Origin of the sequence: Mesorhizobium amorphae CCNWGS0123, assembly GCF_001686985.1 — a bacterium.
In the GTDB taxonomy this organism is placed as follows: Bacteria; Pseudomonadota; Alphaproteobacteria; order Rhizobiales; family Rhizobiaceae; genus Mesorhizobium; species Mesorhizobium amorphae.
Window position 1 is genome coordinate 3,936,711 of sequence record NZ_CP015318.1, and the last position, 19,008, is coordinate 3,955,718.

Below are 19,008 nucleotides of genomic sequence, written 5' to 3' on the forward strand. Positions count from 1 at the left end.
TTCATTCGAAGGTTTTTTGATGCTTCTCGGCCGCACCGCCAACGGGCTCTACTGGATGAACCGCTACATCGAGCGGGCGGAGAATATGGCCCGCCTGGTCGATGCCGGCCTGCGCATGGCGCTGACGCGCACACAGAATGCCTCGGAAGAGTGGAATTCGGTGCTGCTCAGTGCCGGCGCGGACATTGCCTTCACCCAAAAATACCAGGACTACACGGCGGCCAATGTCTCCGATTTCCTTTTGCGCGACACGTCGAACCCGTCGAGCACGATGTCGGCGATCGAGACCGCGCGCAACAATGCCCGCATGGTGCGCACGGCACTGACCCGCGAGACCTGGGAAAGCATCAACGAAGCCTGGATGTCGCTGAAGCGCATGCTGGCGAGACCCATCGACGAACGCGACCTGCCAAGTGTTCTCGATGCGATCAAGCGCGAGACGGCACTGATCCGCGGCTCGTTTTACGGCACCATGCTGCGCAACGAGATCTTTGATTTCTCGCAGCTCGGCACCTATGTCGAACGCGCCGACAACACGGCGCGCATCCTCGACGTGAAATACTACGTGCTGTTGCCCTCGATCTCCTGGGTCGGTTCGACGCTCGACAATTACCAATGGGAATCGATCCTGCGCTCGGTGTCGGCGCACCGCTCGTATCGCTGGGTCTACGAAGCCGACTACAAGCCGACCAACATCGCCGACTACCTGATCCTCAATGTCCGCATGCCGCGCTCGCTGACCTTCTGCTACCGCTTCCTCGCCGAACATCTGAAATTCCTCGGCGACGACTATGGCGAACGCCATGCCTGCCATGCGACCGCCGACAAGACCCAGGCAATGCTGAGGGCGGGCTCGATCAAGGATATATTCGACGCCGGCCTGCATGAATTCCTGGCCAATTTCATTCGCGACAACACCAGGCTCGGCGACGAGATCGCGCAGGATTACAAATTCTACTGAGCACGATCCGGCAAGATCATGCTCGCAAATGGAAAATGACGCCCATGCGGCTCAAGATCACCCACCGGACCGAATACAGCTACGACGCGCCGGTTCAGTATCTGCTGCAGCGCCTGCGGTTGCTTCCGCTCAGCGGGCACACGCAGACCGTGCTGTCGTGGGAACTGAGGATCGACGGCGCGCGCGAGGAAGTGCGCTTCACCGACCATTTCGGCAATGACACGCGGCTGCTGAGCGTCGAGGGCGAGCAGCATGCCATCACCATCGAAGCGTCGGGCGAAGTCGTGACGCGCGACACCACTGGCGTTTCGGGACCGCATCAGGGTTTTGCACCGCTCTGGCTGTTTGGCCAGGAAACTTCGCTGACCGCCGTCGGCGAAGGCATTCGCGAACTTGCCGCCTCAGTGGGTAAGGGCACCGACATCGAGCGGTTGCACCGGCTGATGGCCATCATCGGCGAGCGCGTCGCCTACAAGCCCGGGACCACCAATGTCATGACGCCGGCCGAGGACGCGCTGGCGCTCAAGACCGGTGTCTGCCAGGACCACAGTCATATCTTCACCGCTGCCGCGCGTGCCATGGGTTTTCCGGCCCGCTATATCAGCGGCTATCTGATGATGGACGCGATGGTCCAACAGGCGGCCAGCCATGCCTGGGCCGAAGCGCATGTCCAAGGCCTGGGTTGGGTCGCCTTCGATGCCGCCAACGGTATTTCTCCCGACGAGCGCTATGTGAGAGTGGCAACAGGCCGGGATTATCGCGATGCCTCGCCGGTTTCGGGGATCAGGCTGGGACAAGCGCAAGAACAGCTTGCCGTCACCGTCACGGTAGAGCAGTAATTCCAGCGGAATCGCTGCTAAAAGAGAATCGATGACCTATTGCGTCGGCCTGAAGATTGATCGCGGACTCGTGTTCATGTCGGACACCCGCACCAATGCCGGCATGGATTCGATCTCGACCTTCAAGAAAATGCATGTCTGGGAGGAGCCGGGCGAGCGCGTCATCGTGCTGATGTCGGCCGGCAACCTGGCGACGACGCAGGCCGTCGTCAGCCTGCTCGACGAGCGCACCAAGGCGGTGGCGGATCGCCATGCGACGCTCTTGGAAACGCCGTCCATGTACCAGACGGTGCGGCTGGTTGGCGACACGGTCAAGGAAGTCATCGCCCATTCCTCGCCGGCGGGCGAGAAGGCGGATTCCTATTTCAATGCCTCCTTCATCCTCGGCGGACAGATCAGGGGCAGCGCGCCGCGCCTGTTCATGATCTATCCCGAAGGCAATTTCATCGAATCGACTGACGACACGCCGTTCTTCCAGATCGGCGAGACCAAATACGGCAAGCCGATCATCATCCGCGCCTATGAAAAGACTATGAGCCTGGCCGAGACGGTGAAGCTGCTTTTGGTCTCGTTCGATTCGACGCTGAAGTCGAACCTGTCGGTCGGTCTGCCGCTTGACCTTTTGTTCTACGAGAAGGACGCCTTCAAGATCAGCCTGAAGAAGCGGATCGGCCAGGACGATCAATATTACCGCACTATCTCCGATGGGTGGTCGAGCGCGCTGAAAGCGGCCTTTGCCAGCCTGCCTGACTTTCCCGGATAAGCGGACCTTCTCCCTCAGGCCATTGCCAAAACATATTTCACACGTTAATTAAATTGGATTGAGAACGCTTGTGCTGCGATTGGCAGCGCGTGGTTGAGTTTTGTGGGAGGATGCGATGAACAACGATGAGTTCCGTGCGTGGTCGAGGCGCGCTGCCGATTGGGGCGCCGACTATCGCGACACATTGCGCGAAAGGCCGGTTCGGCCGGCGCTTTCGCCAGGTGCAATTTTCCGTAGCATCGAAGCCTCGCCGCCGGAAACGGCGGAGCCGATGGACAGGATCTTTGCCGATTTTGAAGCGAAGATCGTGCCCGGCATGACGCATTGGCAGCATCCGCGCTTCTTTGCCTATTTCCCGGCCAATGCGGCGCCTGTCTCGGTGGTGGCCGAATATCTGGTCTCGGCGATGGCCGCGCAATGCATGCTGTGGCAGACCTCGCCGGCGGCGACCGAACTCGAGACGCGCACCGTCGACTGGATGCGCCAGGCACTCGGCCTGCCTGACGAGTTCTCCGGTGTCATCCAGGACTCGGCCTCATCGGCAACGCTGGCGGCCGTGCTGACCATGCGCGAGCGGGCGCTCGACTGGCAGGGCAACAAACAAGGCCTGGCCGGGCAGGCAAGGGTGCGCGTCTATTCCTCCGACCAGGTCCATACCTCGATCGACCGCGCGATCTGGGTTGCCGGCATTGGCGAGGAGAACCTTGTCCGCATTCCCGTTGCCGGCCGTTTTCGCGCCATGGATACGTCAGCGCTCGATGCGGCGATCATCTCTGACCGTGAGGCCGGTATGCTGCCCGCGGGCATCATCGCCAGCGTTGGCGGTACCAGCACCGGCGGCACTGACGACATTGCCGCGGTCGCTGCTGTGGCCAAACGGCACGGGCTTTATCTACATGTCGATGCCGCGTGGGCCGGATCGGCGATGATCTGCCCGGAATACCGTCATTTCTGGAGCGGCGTCGAAGAGGCGGATTCCGTTGTCTTCAACCCGCACAAATGGCTGGGCGCGCAATTCGACTGCTCGATCCAGTTCATTCGTCAGCCCGAGGACCTGGTCCGCACGCTGGCGATCAAGCCCGAGTTCCTGAAGACCCATGGCCATGACGGCATCATCAACTATTCCGAATGGACCGTACCGCTCGGCCGGCGCTTCCGGGCGCTGAAACTCTGGTTCCTGTTGCGCGCCCATGGCCTGGAAGGCCTGCGCACCATGATCCGCAACCATGTCACCTGGAGCGAGGGCCTCGCCGCGCGCCTGGCAAGGGAGGCGGATTTCGAGATCGTCACCGAACCGATGCTGTCGCTGTTTTCGTTCCGGCATCGGGCGGGAGTCGACCCCGACGAACACAACCTTCGCCTGGTCAATGCCATCAATGATGATGGTCGCATCTATCTCACTCAGACACGAGTGGATGGCCGCGTCGCGATCCGCTTCCAGGCCGGCCAGTTCGAGGCGACGGCAGCCGATGTCGATGCGGCATTCGGCGTCGTGACGGAAATCGCACGCGGGCTTGCTTGAAACGACGCCGGCAGCCGCGCGCGGGTTTGCCTTTGCAATCGGATCATTTTCATTAGCCGGCTTATGCCTTTTCATCGCTTTCGTTTTCAGGTATAGACAAGAAAAACGAAAACGGGAGGCTTTTGATGTATCTGTCGCCGCGCCACGCCGAAATCATCCAGATGGCCAAGGACCAGGGCCGCGTCCTGGTCGACGATCTGGCGACGCATTTCAACGTGACACCGCAGACCATCCGCAAGGACCTCAACGATCTCTGCGATCAGCGGCTGCTTTCGCGCATCCATGGCGGCGCGCTTTTCCCGTCCGGCATCGAGAACATGGAGTATGAGGCGCGGCGCAAGATCGCTGCCGACGAGAAGGAGGCGATCGGCCGTGCGGCGGCTAGGCTGATCCCCGACAATGCCTCGCTGTTCATCAACATCGGCACCACGACCGAGTCGGTCAGCAAGGCGCTTCTGGATCACAACGGCCTCATGGTCATCACCAATAACATAAATGTTGCCAATAGGATGCGCGTGTATCCTTCGATCGAGGTGGTGATTGCCGGCGGTGTCGTCCGCGGCTCCGACGGCGGCGTGGTCGGTGAGGCGGCGGTCGATTTCATCCGGCAGTTCAAGGTCGACTACGCGGTCATCGGCGCCTCGGCCATCGACCATGACGGTGCGTTGCTCGATTTCGATTTTCGCGAAGTGAAAGTGGCGCAAGCCATCATCGCCAATGCCAGGCACGTCATCCTTGTGTCCGACCAGACCAAGTTCGAACGCACCGCGCCCGTTCGCATCGGTCATCTGTCGCAGGTCAACACCTTCATCACCGACCGTTGCGACATCCCTTCGGTACGCAAGATCTGCCAGGAGGCGGAGGTTCAGCTGATCGAGACGGCTCTCGGCTAGGCGGCTTTTGGGGCCGCATCACAGGCCTCTCACATCTCTGTGATATTTCGTTTGACATTCGTTCCTATTTCGAAATAATCCCGCAACGGTTTCGCAAAAGACCAAAAATGCTGCAATGCGAAATCGCTGGAGGACTTCTTGGACGCATCTCCGATCCATGACATTTTCGTCATCGGCGGCGGCATCAACGGCTGCGGCATCGCCCGTGACGCTGCCGGACGTGGCTTTTCGGTTTTTCTGGCCGAGATGAACGATCTGGCCAGCGGAACGTCGTCCGGCTCGACCAAGCTGATCCATGGCGGCCTGCGCTATCTCGAATTCTATGAATTCCGTCTGGTGCGCGAAGCGCTGATGGAACGTGAGGTGCTCTGGAAGAACGCGCCCCACATCATCTGGCCGATGCGCTTCGTGCTGCCTTACGCCAAGGGCCTGCGCCCGGCCTGGCTGATCCGGCTCGGCCTGTTCCTCTATGACCATATTGGCGGGCGCAAATTGCTGCCGGCGACCAAGACGCTGGACATGGCGAAGGATCCGGCCGGCAAGCCGCTGAAGCCGCTGTTTCGCAAGGCTTTCGAATATTCCGACGGCTGGGTCAACGATGCCAGGCTGGTGGCGCTCAACGCACGCGACGCCGCCGACCGCGGCGCAACCATCCGAACCCGGACGAAGGTGGTCAGCGCACGCCGCGAGGGTGATCTCTGGGCGATAAGGCTGGAAGACGTCCACACCGGGCAAGCGGAAGAGGTCAAGGCGCGGCTTCTGGTCAATGCCGCCGGTCCTTGGGTCGACCAGGTGCTGTCGGCAACGGTCGGCCTGAACGACGTGCACAATGTCCGCCTGGTGCAGGGCAGCCACATCGTCATCAACAAGAAGTTCGACGATCCGCGCGCCTACTTTTTCCAGAACAAGGATGGCCGCATCATTTTCGCCATCCCTTATGAGGAAGAATTCACGCTGATCGGCACCACCGACCGGGATTATCCGGGCGATCCGCACGAGGTGAAGATCAGCGACGCCGAGATCGACTATCTGTGCACCGCGGCGAGCGAATATTTCGCGCAGGGCGTCAAGCGTTCGGACATCGTCTGGACCTATTCCGCCGTGCGCCCGCTCTATGACGATGGCGCCTCGAAGGCGCAGGAAGCGACCCGCGACTATGTGCTCAAGGCCGACGGCGGCGAGGGCGCGGCCCCGATCGTCAACGCCTTTGGCGGCAAGATCACCACCTATCGCCGGCTGTCGGAATCGATGCTGGAAAAGATCGAAGCTTTCCTCGGCAAGCGCGGCAAGCCGTGGACCGCCAACGCTCCTTTGCCCGGCGGCGATTTCCCGGCCACCGGTTTCGACGTCGAAGTGGCGAAGCTGAAGACCGCCTATCCGTTTCTCGATGCGCGCCTGGCCCGCCGGCTGACCCGCCTCTACGGCACCCGTGCTCGCACCCTGCTCGGCCTCGCCAGGTCGAATGCCGACCTCGGCCGGAATTTCGGCGCTGATCTCTACGAGGCCGAGGTGCGCTATCTCGTTCAAAACGAGTGGGCGATGACGGCGGAAGATGTATTGTGGCGCCGGACCAAGCGCGGCCTGCAGTTGAGCCGCGAGCAGGCGGGTGCACTGGACGAATTCATGCGCGGAATAAGCCGGCGCCATGTCGCGGCGGCAGAATAAGGATGGCTGGCTGATGCAGAAAGCCTGGGAGGAGGCATCATGCTGGAACTGAGAAACGTCACCAAGACGGTCGGCGCCGCGGAGCATATCCGTGACGTGTCGCTGACGCTTCAGCACGGCTCGCTCAACGTCCTGCTTGGACCGACGCTGTCCGGCAAGACCAGCCTGATGCGGCTGATGGCAGGCCTCGACGTGCCGACCTCCGGCTCGGTCTGGTTCGACGGCAAGGACGTCACCGGAATGCCGGTGCAGAAGCGCAACGTCGCCATGGTCTACCAGCAGTTCATCAACTACCCGGCGATGACCGTCTACGAGAACATAGCCTCGCCGTTGCGCGTCGCCGGCACCGACCAGGCAAAGATCGACAAGGAAGTGCGCAACGCAGCAGCACTCTTGAAGCTGACCCCCTATCTCGACCGCACGCCGCTCAGCCTGTCCGGCGGCCAGCAGCAGCGCACGGCTCTTGCCCGCGCCATCGTCAAGAATGCCAGCCTGGTGCTGCTCGACGAGCCGCTCGCCAATCTCGACTACAAGCTGCGCGAGGAACTGCGCGCCGAACTGCCGAAGATCTTCGCCGCCGCCGGCACCATCTTCGTCTACGCCACGACGGAGCCGCATGAAGCACTTCTGCTCGGCGGCAACACGGCGACGCTTTCGCAGGGACGCATCACCCAGTTCGGGCCGACCATCGACGTGTTCCGCAGGCCGGTCGACCTGGTGACGGCAAAGACCTTTGCCGACCCGCCGCTCAACACCATCGTGCTGGCCAAGAAGGGTCCGGATTTCCTGCTCGAGGGCGGCGTCAAATTGCCGGTGCCGGCCGATCTCGCCGGCATTGCCGATGCCAACTATACGATCGGCTTCCAGCCGCACCATCTGTCGCTCGAGCGCCCAAACGCCGCCGCCGTGCCGGTGCGGGCAAAGGTCACCATCACCGAGATCACCGGCTCGGAGAGCTTCATCCATCTCGACTTTGCCGACGCGCGCTGGGTCATGCTGACCCACGGCATCCGCGATTTCGAACCCGACGCAGAGGTCGAGGTGTTCATCGATCCGCGCCACATCATGGTCTTCGACGAGCACGGCCGCGCCGTGGCCGCGCCGAAGCTGGCGGCATAGGGAGGCAAGCGATGGCGCGCATCGACGTCAACCATATCAGGCACTCCTATCTGCCGAACCCGCAGAAGGACGCCGATTTCGCCCTGAAGGAAGTGCACCACACTTTCGAGGATGGCGGCGCCTATGCGCTGCTCGGCCCGTCGGGCTGCGGCAAGACCACGCTGCTCAACATCATCTCGGGATTGCTGCACCCCTCGCACGGCCAGCTGCTGTTCAACGGCAAGGACGTGACCCGGCTGTCGACGCAGGAGCGCAACATCGCCCAGGTGTTCCAGTTCCCGGTCATCTACGACACCATGACCGTCTACGACAATCTGGCCTTTCCGCTGCGCAACCGCGGTGTGCCGGAGGCCGACGTCGATCGCAAGGTACGCGAGACGCTCGACATGATCGACCTCGCGGAACTGGCGAAGAAGAAGGCGCGCGGGCTGACCGCCGACCAGAAGCAGAAGATCTCGCTCGGTCGCGGCCTGGTGCGCTCGGACGTTAACGCCATCCTGTTCGACGAGCCGCTGACCGTCATCGATCCGCATATGAAGTGGGTGCTGCGCTCGCAGCTGAAGCAACTCCACCGCCGCTTCGGTTACACCATGGTCTATGTCACCCACGACCAGACCGAGGCGCTGACCTTCGCTGACCGGGTCGTCGTCATGTATGACGGCGAGATCGTCCAGATCGGCACGCCGGCCGAACTGTTCGAGCGGCCGCGCCATACTTTCGTCGGCTATTTTATCGGCTCGCCCGGCATGAACGTCATGCCGGTGGCCATCGACGGCAAGACCGCGACGATCGGCAGCCAGCGCATCGAACTGCCCGGCGTGCCCAAGACTGTTACTGGGAACACCGGCGCAGGCGCCATCGAGCTCGGTATCCGCCCGGAATATGTCAGGCTCGGCCGCGACGGCATGGCCGTGAAGATCAGCAAGGTCGAGGACGTCGGTCGCCACAAGGTGGTCCGCGCCAATCTCGAAGGCCGCGAGATCGCCGCGGTCATCGGCGAGGACGAAGACGTTCCTGCCGATCCGAAAGTGCGGTTCGACCCGGTCGGCATCAACATCTATGCCGATTCCTGGCGTGTCGAGATGGGGGCATAGATGGAAAAGACCTGGAACAACAAGGCCTGGTTCATGGTGCTGCCGGTGCTTCTGCTGGTGGCGTTCTCGGCGGTGATCCCCCTCATGACGGTGGTCAACTATTCGGTACAGGATACGTTCGGAAACAACGTCTTCTTCTGGAATGGCTCGGACTGGTACACAGAAATCCTGGGGTCGGATCGTTTCTGGCTGTCGATGGTCCGCAACCTGATCTTCTCCGCAATCATCCTCGTCATCGAGATTCCGCTCGGCATCTTCATCGCTCTCAACATGCCCAAGAAAGGCTGGGGCGTGCCGGTCTGCCTGGTGCTGATGGCCCTGCCGCTGCTCATCCCGTGGAACGTCGTCGGCACGATCTGGCAGGTGTTCGGCCGCATCGATATCGGCCTGCTCGGCTACACGCTTTCCGCGCTCGGCATCGACTACAACTATGTCAACGACCCGACCGACGCCTGGGTGACGGTCATCCTGATGGACGTATGGCACTGGACGAGTCTCGTCGTTCTGCTCTGCTACGCCGGCCTCGTCTCCATACCGGATGCCTATTATCAAGCCGCCAAGATCGATGGCGCGTCGCGCTGGGCGATCTTCCGCTACATCCAGCTGCCGAAGATGAACCGCGTGCTTCTGATTGCCGTGCTGCTGCGCTTCATGGACAGTTTCATGATCTACACTGAGCCCTTCGTCGTCACCGGCGGTGGTCCCGGCAATTCGACGACATTCATGTCGATTGACCTGGTCAAGATTGCCGTCGGCCAGTTCGACCTCGGGCCGGCAGCTGCCATGTCGATCATCTACTTCCTGATCGTCCTGCTGCTGTCATGGGTGTTCTACACCGTCATGACCACCGTCGATGCGGAGGGTTGAGATGAGCGGCGCCAACGAAAGAACGACGAGGCAGGACCGGGTGAGTGAGACGACGGTTTCGGACGGGCTCGCCAGCACCCTGTCACAGGACCAGATTGCGCGGCTGATGCGCCGGCGCGGCGAAGAATCCCGGTTCTGGTGGCTGGTGCCGACGATCTACATCATCGTTCTGATGCTGCCGATTTACTGGCTGGTCAATATGAGCTTCAAGACCAATCAGGAGATCCTGGGCGCCTTTTCGCTGTGGCCGAAGAACCCGACCATCGCCAACTACATGGTGATCTTCACCGACCCGTCCTGGTACAAGGGCTACATCAATTCGATCATCTATGTCGTCATGAACATGGTGATCTCGGTTTCGGTGGCGCTGCCTGCCGCCTACGCCTTCTCGCGCTACCGGTTCCTCGGCGACAAGCACCTCTTCTTCTGGCTGCTGACCAACCGCATGGCGCCGCCGGCGGTGTTCGCGCTGCCGTTCTTCCAGCTCTACTCGGCCTTCGGCCTGATCGACACGCACATCGCCGTGGCGCTGGCGCACTGCCTGTTCAACGTGCCGCTGGCGGTCTGGATCCTCGAAGGCTTCATGTCCGGCGTTCCGAAGGAGATCGACGAGACGGCCTATATCGACGGCTATTCCTTCCCGCGCTTCTTCCTGAAGATATTCATGCCGCTGATCGCCAGCGGCATCGGCGTGGCCTGCTTCTTCTGCTTCATGTTCTCATGGGTCGAGCTGCTGATCGCGCGCACCTTGACCACGACCGCCGCCAAGCCGATCGCGGCGATCATGACGCGCACGGTCTCGGCCTCGGGCCTCGACTGGGGCGTGCTCGCCGCCGCCGGCGTGCTCACCATCCTGCCAGGCGCGCTCGTGATCTGGTTCGTCCGCAACTACATCGCCAAGGGCTTTGCCCTGGGGAGGGTATGACCATGAACCTCACCTGGATGGCATGGACGCTGCCGACGGCGCTGTTTTTCATCACGATCCTGGTGCTGCTGTGCGGCATGGCGGCCTGGGAATACGCCTCGCCGGGCGGCAATCCGCGCGTCGGCATCCTGCGCTTCGAGACGACGCGCGGCGACCGCCTCTTTGTTTCGCTGCTCGGCAGCGCCTTTATCCATCTCGCTTGGCTGGGTCTTGTCGGACCCAACCTGTGGTGGGCTCTCGCTCTCTCCGTAGTCTACGCCGTCGGCGTGTTCCGCTACGTATAGAGGGGGAAACTGTTGGAGCGGCCGCGTGCCGACGGCCGCTCCAGATCGCACTTGAAACCTGAAAAGTGGAGGAAACTAATGCGAAGGCAATTTTTAACATCAACGACTGCGCTTGTCCTGCTCTGGGGAGCAGGCCAGGCGTTCGCCGGAATGGACGAAGCCAAGACCTTCCTGGATACTGAAATCAAGGATCTGTCGACGCTCGATCGCGGCGCCCAGGAAGCCGAGATGCAATGGTTCATCGATGCCGCGAAGCCTTTCGCCGGCATGGACATCAAGGTGGTCTCCGAGACCATCGATACGCATAGCTATGAGTCCAAGGTTTTGGCGCCCGCCTTCACCGCGATCACGGGCATCAAGATCACCCACGACCTGATCGGCGAAGGCGACGTCGTCGAAAAGCTGCAGACCCAGATGCAGTCGGGCGAAAACATCTACGACGCCTACGTCAACGACTCCGACCTGATCGGCACGCATTGGCGCTACCAGCAGGCGCGCAGCCTGACCAAGTGGATGGCGAATGAGGGCAAGGATGTCACCAACCCCAACCTCGACCTCGCCGACTTCATCGGCACCAAGTTCACGACCGCTCCGGACGGCGACCTCTACCAGCTGCCCGACCAGCAGTTCGCGAACCTCTACTGGTTCCGCTACGACTGGTTCAACGACGAGAAGAACAAGGCCGATTTCAAGGCCAAGTACGGTTACGACCTTGGCGTTCCCGTCAACTGGTCGGCCTATGAGGACATCGCCGAATTCTTCACCGGCCGCGAGATCGACGGGAAGAAGGTCTATGGCCACATGGACTACGGCAAGAAGGACCCGTCGCTCGGCTGGCGGTTCACCGACGCATGGCTGTCGATGGCCGGCAATGGCGACAAGGGCCTGCCAAACGGTCTTCCGGTCGACGAATGGGGCATCAAGGTCAACGAGAAGTCGCAGCCTGTCGGCTCGTGCGTCGCGCGCGGCGGCGACACCAACGGCCCGGCTTCCGTGTATTCGATCCAGAAGTACCTGGATTGGCTGAAGGCCTATGCGCCGCCGGAAGCCCAGGGCATGACGTTCGGCGAATCCGGCCCCGTCCCGTCGCAGGGCACGGTCGCGCAGCAGATGTTCACCTACACTGCCTTCACCGCCTCCTTCGTCAAGGACGGGCTGCCGGTCGTCAACGCGGACGGCACCCCGAAATGGCGCTTTGCTCCGTCGCCGCATGGCGTGTACTGGAAGGATGGCATGAAGCTTGGCTACCAGGACGTCGGTTCCTGGACCCTGCTGAAGTCCACGCCCGACGATCGCGCCAAGGCCGCCTGGCTCTATGCGCAGTTCGTCGTGTCGAAGACGGTCGACGTGAAGAAGAGCCATGTCGGCCTGACGCTCATCCGCGAGTCGACGATCCAGGACAAGAGCTTCACGGAACGCGCTCCAAAGCTCGGCGGCTTGATCGAGTTCTACCGCTCGCCGGCCCGCGTCCAGTGGTCGCCGACGGGTACCAACGTGCCGGATTATCCGAAGCTGGCACAGCTCTGGTGGCAGGCGATCGGCGATGCTTCGTCGGGTGCCAAGACGGCACAGGAGGCGATGGACTCGCTCTGCGCCGAGCAGGAAAAGGTCATGGAACGCCTGGAAAAGGCAGGCATCCAGGGCGACATCGGTCCGAAGATGGCCGAAGAGCATGACCTGGCCTACTGGAACGCCGACGCGGTCAAGAACGGCCATCTCGCGCCTCAGCTCAAGATCGAGAACGAGAAGGAAAAGCCGGTCACCATCAACTACGACGAACTGGTGAAGAGCTGGCAGAAGTAAGACTGTCTGATGCGGGCGTCAGCGCCCGCGCAGGACTTGCGGGGGAGGCGGCTTTTGCCGTCTCCCCTGTTGCATGATTAGCGGAGGAGCGGAAATGAGCGGCTTTGTGCTGGCCATCGACCAGGGCACGACATCGAGCAGGGCGATCCTGTTCGACGACAAGATGAAGGTTGCAGGCACAGGCCAGCAGGAATTCACTCAGCATTATCCGGCCTCCGGCTGGGTCGAGCACGACCCGGAGGAGATCTGGTCGAGCGTCGTCGCCACCGTGAAGGCGGCGCTGAAGAATGCCGGCAGCGCCGCTGCTGATGTCGCCGCGATCGGCATCACCAACCAGCGCGAGACCGTCGTCATCTGGGACAGGGCGACCGGCAAGCCGATCCACAACGCCATCGTCTGGCAGGACCGCCGCACCGCGCCACTGTGCCACAAGCTGAAGAAACAGGGGCTGGAGAAGACATTCACCAGAAAGACCGGCCTGCTGCTTGATCCCTATTTTTCCGGCACAAAGATCGCCTGGATACTGGACAAGGTGAAGGGCGCCAGGAAACGCGCCGAGAAGGGTGAGCTGCTCGCCGGTACCATCGACAGTTTCCTGATCTGGCGGCTGACCGGCGGCAAGGTGCACGCCACCGACGCCACCAACGCCTCGCGCACGCTGGTCTACAACATCGAGAAGAATGTCTGGGACGACGAGCTGCTGTCCATCCTGCGCATCCCGGCCGCGATGCTGCCTCAGGTCAAGGATTGCGCCGACGACTACGGCGTGACCGAGAAAAGCCTGTTTGGCGCCGAAATAAAAATTCTCGGCGTGGCCGGCGACCAGCATGCCGCGACCATCGGCCAGGCCTGTTTCGAGCCGGGCATGATGAAATCCACCTATGGCACCGGCTGCTTCGCGCTGCTCAACACCGGCGCCGACCTGGTGCGCTCGAAGAACCGGCTGTTGACGACCATCGCCTACCGCCTGAATGGCAAGACCACCTATGCGCTGGAAGGCTCGATCTTCATCGCCGGTGCCGCCGTGCAATGGCTGCGCGACGGCATCAAGGTGATCGGCAAGGCCGAGCACAGCGGCGCGCTGGCGGCGACCGCCGATCCGACACAGGAAGTCTATCTGGTGCCGGCCTTCGTCGGCCTCGGCGCGCCGCACTGGGACGCCGAGGCGCGTGGCGCCATCTTCGGCCTGACCCGCAATTCGGGCCCGGCGGAGTTTGCCCGCGCCGCACTCGAATCCGTCGCCTACCAGACCCGCGACCTGCTCGATGCGATGCGCAAGGATTGGAAGGGCGCCTCGGCCAAGACCGTGCTTCGTGTCGACGGCGGCATGGTGGCGTCCGACTGGACCATGCAGCGGCTGGCCGACATCCTCGATGCGCCGGTCGACCGGCCGACCATCCTGGAGACCACCGCGCTCGGTGCCGCCTGGCTTGCGGGTTCAAGGGCGGGTGTGTGGCCAAAAGCCAAGGAATTCGCCAGGAGCTGGGCGCTCGAGCGGCGCTTCAAGCCGGATATGGAGGCCACTGTCCGCTCGGCCAAGCTCGCCGGCTGGCGCGATGCGGTACGCAGGACCTTGAGTACGCAGTAGTTCTGCCAGCAAAACGAAAGCCCGCACCGTCGCCGGCACGGGCTTCCATCAGCCTCCCGTGTTCGATCCGCCCGGGAACCCTAGTAGGGCGAATAGCACTGCTGACGCGGGCCGTCATAAGGCTGGAAGGTGTTGTCCGACGCGCGATAGCTTCTGTAGCGGTCGTAGCACCACTGTACATGCGCGTCGCCGCGATAGACGCGGTTGTTCTCATTGTTGATGATCGCGCCAGTGATCAGCGCGCCAGTGGCGAACGCAGCCAGCGGGAACCAGTAGTCGCCGTGGCGGCGATAGCCGTGACGATATTCGCGATAGCCGCGATGGCCGTTCCAATAGGCGTCGCGGTTGAAGTCGCGACTGACACCACGGCGGTTCCAATGGCGATGCTTCCATTGAAAATCGCCATTGCGGGCCTCGATCTTCTGAATGTCCGACGAAACCGGCAATGCCTGCTGCGGTATGACCATCTCGGCATTGGCAGGCACGGCGGCCGCCGCCGCGAACGAAACTGACAGTGTGGCAGCCAGCAAGCCCGAAACGATCTTCCTCATGGCCTTCTCCTTGAAAGGGGTGACGTCCCTTGTGGTGAGAAAACGGCCCGGCCGGGCTATGGTTCCTGTAAAATCGCAGGTTGCCGATTTGTAATGCTTCTACCGTACGGCGTTGCTGCGATACAGAAACGCTCGTCCTTTCGCGTAAGGCGAGCTCGTCATTGGCCGGGCAACGTGCGAGCGGCGTGCACCGTGGAAAGCAAGGCTTGGAGGCCTTCTTTTTCCGGTTGACCGGTCGCGGCACTCTCCCTATGTTCCGCGCAATTTCGAGGGCGGCCTTTTCGAGCCCGCGGGAGCGCGTAGCTCAGCCGGTAGAGCAACTGACTTTTAATCAGTAGGTCATGGGTTCGAATCCCATCGCGCTCACCAAAACAATCAATCGCTTAGTGAGCTTGGCGCTCATGGTGTCGCGGCCGAAAGGCACTGAACCGCTGCTCGAAAAGCCGTTCTGACGATATCTGGACTCTCGATTGCAACGGAAGCATTCTTTTCCCATTGGGGAGAGAAGGGCGTGGATAAGCTAAGCATAGGGGCTGATGAGGCTAAACGCTGGCGAGACAAGGCCCTGCGCGGTCGCCGGAGAGGCCTCTCGCGCAACGTCGTGTCGTGGGCGCTGATCCTGACGGCGATAATCTCTCTCTCTAGTCTGATTGCGTTGGGCGTCTGAGAGTGGTGCCCTCTCGCCCTCGCGAGCATTTTAGTTTTGCGGGAGTGCAGAGACGTACCCTCAAATGCGACAGTTGCGGGCATTCCGAGGAACACTTTCACGATCCGAACGGCGACGCGAAGCTCAAATAGAGGGCCGTTCGCTAGAGCGCCGGGCGCCCGCTTTGCACGACGCGGAGGCTAGGTTAATGGTCAGGCAGGTAGTTCTTCGAAGATGGTGCGGGACGGTGCGCACGCCGATGGCTGCCGAGTACGCGCGCTACGTGGCAGGGACTGGTGGCGACGAGCTTGGCGCCACCAATCACTTCGAGCATCTGGATGACCGTTTATTTGGCACCAAGAGGAATGCGCCAGAGCCAATCACCGAGGGCGGCGTCATCGAATCTTTTGGCGGAACCTGGAGTGGCAACTGGTGCAATCCTGCAAAATCATGTGCACCAAGTGTTCTGCGGGCAACGTCGCCGGCTCGGGTTCAGCCGCGTTAGTGCGCTTCCCCAGCAGACTTCCGCCGTCCATCATCGTTCCAGGCCCCATCCGCATTTCGGCGTTGATTTGCGGGGGCGCGTTCGCAGCCTCCTTTGCCAGTGCAGTTGCGAGCGTGGCGATGTGGTGAGCCAGTGCCTCAAAACTTCGTCGGTCTTGGTCGATTTCCGGTTTGGCACCGGACAGTGGACCGAGCGATCCGGATGGAAACTCACCAAGGAGGCTCCCGGTTCGATCTCGTAGGGTTTCGGCAGCGTCTCGAAATGTAGCAGCATTGTAAGGGACTTGGCCGTTAAAAATCCCAGCAAGCGTTTTTGCAGCCGTTGCCATTTGTTTCATGGACGCTTGGCGGCTCTCAATGAGTGCTTCAATGCCAACCTTGGCAGCGACCAGGCTCGAAACACAAGCCAGTGCAAGCCCCACCGCAAGGACGAGTCTCACTGAGTTGTGCGCTTCCCCGTGCGGGCAGGCCGCAACTCCAATGTTCATGCGCCTTCCTCCAAGTCACGCTTCGGCCGTACACCTTCCAGTACATGGAAGGTCAAGCCGGGCTCCAACAAGCGATCTCAATCAATGGTGGGAAGGGCAGAATGGCGATCACGGGCTGATGCGCGGCGACGAGAGACTCACCATCGCGCGCTCCAGCAGCCGCTCTCCTGCCCGGCGAAGCGCGCCTCGCGAGTCCCTGGCACCCGCCTATGGCTCGTGGCAACGGGCTTAGCCCGCCCCGATCAAATCCATCAAGAGGCCCACAACGGCAGCGAGTGACCCGCCACCTATGAGCAGTGACCAGCGCCGCCGTTTGACGCGGAGGATCGGCTTGTTCCCCTTGGTAGTCTCAGCATGGGCAGCCTCGATAGCCTTGGCAAACTTCGCGGCCTTGGTAGCCTTCGTGGTCTTGGCGGCATCATGGGCACTATACAGGCGCCTGCCGTCCTCTCCGAACCGATCGCTGTTCGGAGAGGCCTTCTTGGACATCTTCGGCATCACTACGCCCCATCTCCGTCAAGGTATATTAGCGTCTGCTTGAATTTATCCCGAAGCAGGATCATAATGAAGGTGGGTTTTTGAAGGGGTAAAGGGGTAAAGAGTCATGGAATTCGCAAGTTGCTACGACCAGAGCGCGATCGTTTTGGCGTTCCTCAACGTCACTGCCGTGTTCATAATTCTGACCGCATTTGCCGGTGCACGGTTGATTGCGGTGTCAGGCAGGATGCCTGCTGGACAGCTTCAGGCGTCGTAGAGCCGGAAAGCTGCTTTTATCGGAAACTCCGAGGGAGGGCTTTCCGATGCGATGGGCCTTATTGATCATTATTGCCGGTGTTGCCGGGTTCTACCTATGGGACCAGTTGGCAAACGATGGAAAGTATACGGCTCAGGTCGAGCGTGGTTTCGATCAGGCTGCTTCCTTTCCAGGCGAATTGGGCATTCAGGTCACATTCAATTAGAGCCCTTGGCAATCATGCAATGCGAAAAGCGGTCGCCGGCGTGTCTATCCTGATCGTCCTTTCGCTTGGCGCGTTGCTCGCGACGTCGAGCGGCGTCCTCTATCACGAAGAGAAGAGCCCAACGGGTGCATCTACCTGCCACTATTTCACAGGACTCGGCGTGTTTACGACGCCAAGTTATTCGGTGGACGGCTGCCCACGCTTCATCAAGGTAGGCCGATAAGGACGCGCCGATATAGCAGGCTATATATTCGCCAAGTCTAGTCTTTGCGATTATCAGAAATGGTTAGCGCGCGGAATACGCGAATATTTTCATTGGCTTATATTAGCGAGAAGCAGAACATTCTGCGCTCGGGCGCATTCCCAAAGGTTAACAACGAGTTAAGGTCTGTTGACACGACGTGGTCGCCGGGAACAGGATCATCGTCGCGACCGGGGGATGAGCTTTTGCACCTCTGTCTGGGTTTAACGGGTAAGGGGAAATCACATGACGAAACTTCTGAAGCAATTCCGCGACGACGATTCTGGCGCCGCGATGGTTGAATATTCCATCCTCGTCGGCATCATCGCAGCAGCATCGATCCTTGCGATCCTCGCCATCGGTGGCTGGGTTACGGGCCGCTTTACGGGCCTGTGCGCAAATCTGGAAGCATCGCCGCTCGGCACCTGTAACGTCGGAACGGGCGTCGGAACCTGATACGGCCAAAGGGCCACAAGCCTTGTTGAGACAGGGGGTCGGCGCACGTCGCCGGCCCTTTTCTTTACAGCGGCGCGAACGACGCCACGACCATATACAGGGAGACGATACCACCGCCGAAGCGGGCTACTGTGAGGGCACATAGGACCGGCGTCCCCGATCAGCGCTATCGCAATTACAGATTTGCCCTCGCGTGCGTGCAAGCGCGCGAGGGCAAAAGTGATTATGTCCTCAGCGCCAGACAGGTTACGTTACGTCAGCACGAAAGGGAAAGACGATGAAAACGTTGCTGGCAATAGCCGCCGCACTTGGCCTCTCCATATCCGCTGCATCCGCAGAGTGCCCCGGGCATTCGAAGGTACAGGCATCGGTCGACACACAGACGAAGACTGCGAGCGTCGCGTCCGCCGACACAGCAACCGCCGATACCCAGACGATCAAGAAAGAAGTGCCGCCGGAGACCGAATAGCGGTTGAGCTCAGTCACCGGAGGCGCCCCAAGCGGCTGCACGACTTCGGCCTGCAAGGCGGGATATGCTGGCTGCGCAGGTCCACGATGTCTTTGACGACATTACCGGTCCGGGCACCTGAAGGCCCCGGGTGATTTCTCAACCGGAGGTCGCCGGGCGTAAAGACCCAAAGCAGATTTCACAGGCAGACTTGGAGTACCTTCTGGCACACGCGGAACGGCTGCAGACTCGTTCTCTACATTAGCAATCACTTGTATTTCCCTTGAATCAGGATCATGCTGAGCCAGGCGGTGGGGCCACTGGATTGGGGTAGGTGGGTTTGAAGGGGTAAGGCACCATGGAATTCGCAAGTTGCTTTGACCAAAGCGGGA

18 protein-coding genes and 1 tRNA gene are annotated in these 19,008 nt (G+C 61.1%); 16 read left to right on the top strand and 3 right to left on the bottom strand.

Features of this window, described 5'->3' with window-relative positions; all coding sequences use genetic code 11:
* Positions 1 to 19 precede the first annotated feature (19 nt).
* The 13 genes from A6B35_RS18485 to glpK all read left to right on the top strand — a co-directional run bounded on the left by A6B35_RS18485 (position 20) and on the right by glpK (position 14,323).
* Positions 20 to 961: an alpha-E domain-containing protein gene (locus A6B35_RS18485; protein ID WP_006202074.1), complete on the top strand. Its 942-nt coding sequence runs from the start codon at positions 20 to 22 to the stop codon at positions 959 to 961.
* A gap of 44 nt (positions 962 to 1,005) precedes the next feature.
* Positions 1,006 to 1,800: a transglutaminase family protein gene (locus A6B35_RS18490; RefSeq protein WP_006202075.1), complete on the top strand. Its 795-nt coding sequence runs from the start codon at positions 1,006 to 1,008 to the stop codon at positions 1,798 to 1,800.
* A 31-nt stretch (positions 1,801 to 1,831) separates the two neighbouring features.
* Positions 1,832 to 2,563, top strand: a complete 732-nt coding sequence (locus A6B35_RS18495; protein ID WP_006202076.1) for a proteasome-type protease — start codon at positions 1,832 to 1,834, stop codon at positions 2,561 to 2,563.
* Between the two features lie 115 nt (positions 2,564 to 2,678).
* Positions 2,679 to 4,085, top strand: a complete 1,407-nt coding sequence (locus A6B35_RS18500) for a pyridoxal phosphate-dependent decarboxylase family protein (protein WP_006202077.1) — start codon at positions 2,679 to 2,681, stop codon at positions 4,083 to 4,085.
* Between the two features lie 125 nt (positions 4,086 to 4,210).
* Entirely contained in the window at positions 4,211 to 4,978 is a 768-nt protein-coding gene (locus A6B35_RS18505) for a DeoR/GlpR family DNA-binding transcription regulator (RefSeq protein ID WP_006202078.1), read from the top strand.
* Positions 4,979 to 5,116: 138 nt separating this feature from the next.
* Positions 5,117 to 6,643, top strand: a complete 1,527-nt coding sequence (gene glpD, locus A6B35_RS18510; protein ID WP_006202079.1) for a glycerol-3-phosphate dehydrogenase — start codon at positions 5,117 to 5,119, stop codon at positions 6,641 to 6,643.
* Positions 6,644 to 6,682: 39 nt separating this feature from the next.
* A complete protein-coding gene (locus A6B35_RS18515; RefSeq protein WP_006202080.1) occupies positions 6,683 to 7,762 on the top strand; it encodes an ABC transporter ATP-binding protein in 1,080 nt (359 codons plus the stop codon).
* Positions 7,763 to 7,773: 11 nt separating this feature from the next.
* Positions 7,774 to 8,856, top strand: a complete 1,083-nt coding sequence (locus A6B35_RS18520; protein WP_006202081.1) for an ABC transporter ATP-binding protein — start codon at positions 7,774 to 7,776, stop codon at positions 8,854 to 8,856.
* The gene (locus A6B35_RS18525; protein WP_006202082.1) at positions 8,857 to 9,723 is read left to right on the top strand and encodes a carbohydrate ABC transporter permease; all 867 of its coding nucleotides are present in this window, start codon (positions 8,857 to 8,859) and stop codon (positions 9,721 to 9,723) included.
* Between the two features lies 1 nt (position 9,724).
* Positions 9,725 to 10,648, top strand: coding sequence for a carbohydrate ABC transporter permease (locus A6B35_RS18530; RefSeq protein ID WP_081482130.1), 924 nt, complete (start codon positions 9,725 to 9,727; stop codon positions 10,646 to 10,648).
* 2 nt (positions 10,649 to 10,650) lie between these two features.
* The gene (locus A6B35_RS18535) at positions 10,651 to 10,932 is read left to right on the top strand and encodes a DUF2160 domain-containing protein (RefSeq protein ID WP_006202084.1); all 282 of its coding nucleotides are present in this window, start codon (positions 10,651 to 10,653) and stop codon (positions 10,930 to 10,932) included.
* Positions 10,933 to 11,010: 78 nt separating this feature from the next.
* Complete coding sequence (locus A6B35_RS18540) at positions 11,011 to 12,735, top strand: ABC transporter substrate-binding protein (RefSeq protein WP_006202085.1); 1,725 nt, start codon at positions 11,011 to 11,013, stop codon at positions 12,733 to 12,735.
* A gap of 94 nt (positions 12,736 to 12,829) precedes the next feature.
* Positions 12,830 to 14,323, top strand: coding sequence for a glycerol kinase GlpK (gene glpK, locus A6B35_RS18545; protein WP_006202086.1), 1,494 nt, complete (start codon positions 12,830 to 12,832; stop codon positions 14,321 to 14,323).
* 80 nt (positions 14,324 to 14,403) lie between these two features.
* Here the strand turns inward: glpK and A6B35_RS18550 are convergent, their stop codons facing one another.
* Positions 14,404 to 14,874 (bottom strand): BA14K family protein, encoded by a 471-nt coding sequence (locus tag A6B35_RS18550; RefSeq protein ID WP_006202087.1) that lies wholly within the window; start codon positions 14,872 to 14,874, stop codon positions 14,404 to 14,406.
* 293 nt (positions 14,875 to 15,167) lie between these two features.
* Here A6B35_RS18550 and A6B35_RS18555 point away from each other — a divergent pair.
* Positions 15,168 to 15,243 (top strand) — tRNA-Lys (locus A6B35_RS18555).
* 672 nt (positions 15,244 to 15,915) lie between these two features.
* On the opposite strand, the gene A6B35_RS18560 is transcribed toward A6B35_RS18555, so the two are convergent.
* Positions 15,916 to 16,512: a c-type cytochrome gene (locus A6B35_RS18560; protein WP_006202089.1), complete on the bottom strand. Its 597-nt coding sequence runs from the start codon at positions 16,510 to 16,512 to the stop codon at positions 15,916 to 15,918.
* 228 nt (positions 16,513 to 16,740) lie between these two features.
* The gene (locus A6B35_RS18565) at positions 16,741 to 17,010 is read right to left on the bottom strand and encodes a hypothetical protein (protein ID WP_006202090.1); all 270 of its coding nucleotides are present in this window, start codon (positions 17,008 to 17,010) and stop codon (positions 16,741 to 16,743) included.
* A 948-nt stretch (positions 17,011 to 17,958) separates the two neighbouring features.
* On the opposite strand from A6B35_RS18565, the gene A6B35_RS18570 reads away from it, so the two are divergent.
* Together A6B35_RS18570 and A6B35_RS34590 are read left to right on the top strand one after the other, a co-directional pair.
* Complete coding sequence (locus A6B35_RS18570; protein ID WP_006202093.1) at positions 17,959 to 18,168, top strand: Flp family type IVb pilin; 210 nt, start codon at positions 17,959 to 17,961, stop codon at positions 18,166 to 18,168.
* 277 nt (positions 18,169 to 18,445) lie between these two features.
* Positions 18,446 to 18,637: a hypothetical protein gene (locus A6B35_RS34590; protein ID WP_006202094.1), complete on the top strand. Its 192-nt coding sequence runs from the start codon at positions 18,446 to 18,448 to the stop codon at positions 18,635 to 18,637.
* The last annotated feature ends 371 nt before the right edge of the window (positions 18,638 to 19,008 follow it).

Bases quoted from the DNA above. Each gene is read 5' to 3' on its own strand.
- A6B35_RS18535 (WP_006202084.1), top strand. From the start codon at position 10,651: ATGAACCTCACCTGGATGGCATGGACGCTGCCGACGGCGCTGTTTTTC.
- A6B35_RS18530 (WP_081482130.1), top strand. From the start codon at position 9,725: ATGAGCGGCGCCAACGAAAGAACGACGAGGCAGGACCGGGTGAGTGAG.
- A6B35_RS18490 (WP_006202075.1), top strand. From the start codon at position 1,006: ATGCGGCTCAAGATCACCCACCGGACCGAATACAGCTACGACGCGCCG.
- A6B35_RS18560 (WP_006202089.1), bottom strand. From the start codon at position 16,512: ATGAACATTGGAGTTGCGGCCTGCCCGCACGGGGAAGCGCACAACTCA.
- A6B35_RS18500 (WP_006202077.1), top strand. From the start codon at position 2,679: ATGAACAACGATGAGTTCCGTGCGTGGTCGAGGCGCGCTGCCGATTGG.
- glpK (WP_006202086.1), top strand. From the start codon at position 12,830: ATGAGCGGCTTTGTGCTGGCCATCGACCAGGGCACGACATCGAGCAGG.
- A6B35_RS18505 (WP_006202078.1), top strand. From the start codon at position 4,211: ATGTATCTGTCGCCGCGCCACGCCGAAATCATCCAGATGGCCAAGGAC.
- A6B35_RS18540 (WP_006202085.1), top strand. From the start codon at position 11,011: ATGCGAAGGCAATTTTTAACATCAACGACTGCGCTTGTCCTGCTCTGG.
- A6B35_RS18565 (WP_006202090.1), bottom strand. From the start codon at position 17,010: ATGCCGAAGATGTCCAAGAAGGCCTCTCCGAACAGCGATCGGTTCGGA.
- A6B35_RS34590 (WP_006202094.1), top strand. From the start codon at position 18,446: ATGAAAACGTTGCTGGCAATAGCCGCCGCACTTGGCCTCTCCATATCC.
- A6B35_RS18495 (WP_006202076.1), top strand. From the start codon at position 1,832: ATGACCTATTGCGTCGGCCTGAAGATTGATCGCGGACTCGTGTTCATG.
- A6B35_RS18485 (WP_006202074.1), top strand. From the start codon at position 20: ATGCTTCTCGGCCGCACCGCCAACGGGCTCTACTGGATGAACCGCTAC.
- A6B35_RS18520 (WP_006202081.1), top strand. From the start codon at position 7,774: ATGGCGCGCATCGACGTCAACCATATCAGGCACTCCTATCTGCCGAAC.
- A6B35_RS18525 (WP_006202082.1), top strand. From the start codon at position 8,857: ATGGAAAAGACCTGGAACAACAAGGCCTGGTTCATGGTGCTGCCGGTG.
- A6B35_RS18570 (WP_006202093.1), top strand. From the start codon at position 17,959: ATGACGAAACTTCTGAAGCAATTCCGCGACGACGATTCTGGCGCCGCG.
- A6B35_RS18515 (WP_006202080.1), top strand. From the start codon at position 6,683: ATGCTGGAACTGAGAAACGTCACCAAGACGGTCGGCGCCGCGGAGCAT.
- A6B35_RS18550 (WP_006202087.1), bottom strand. From the start codon at position 14,874: ATGAGGAAGATCGTTTCGGGCTTGCTGGCTGCCACACTGTCAGTTTCG.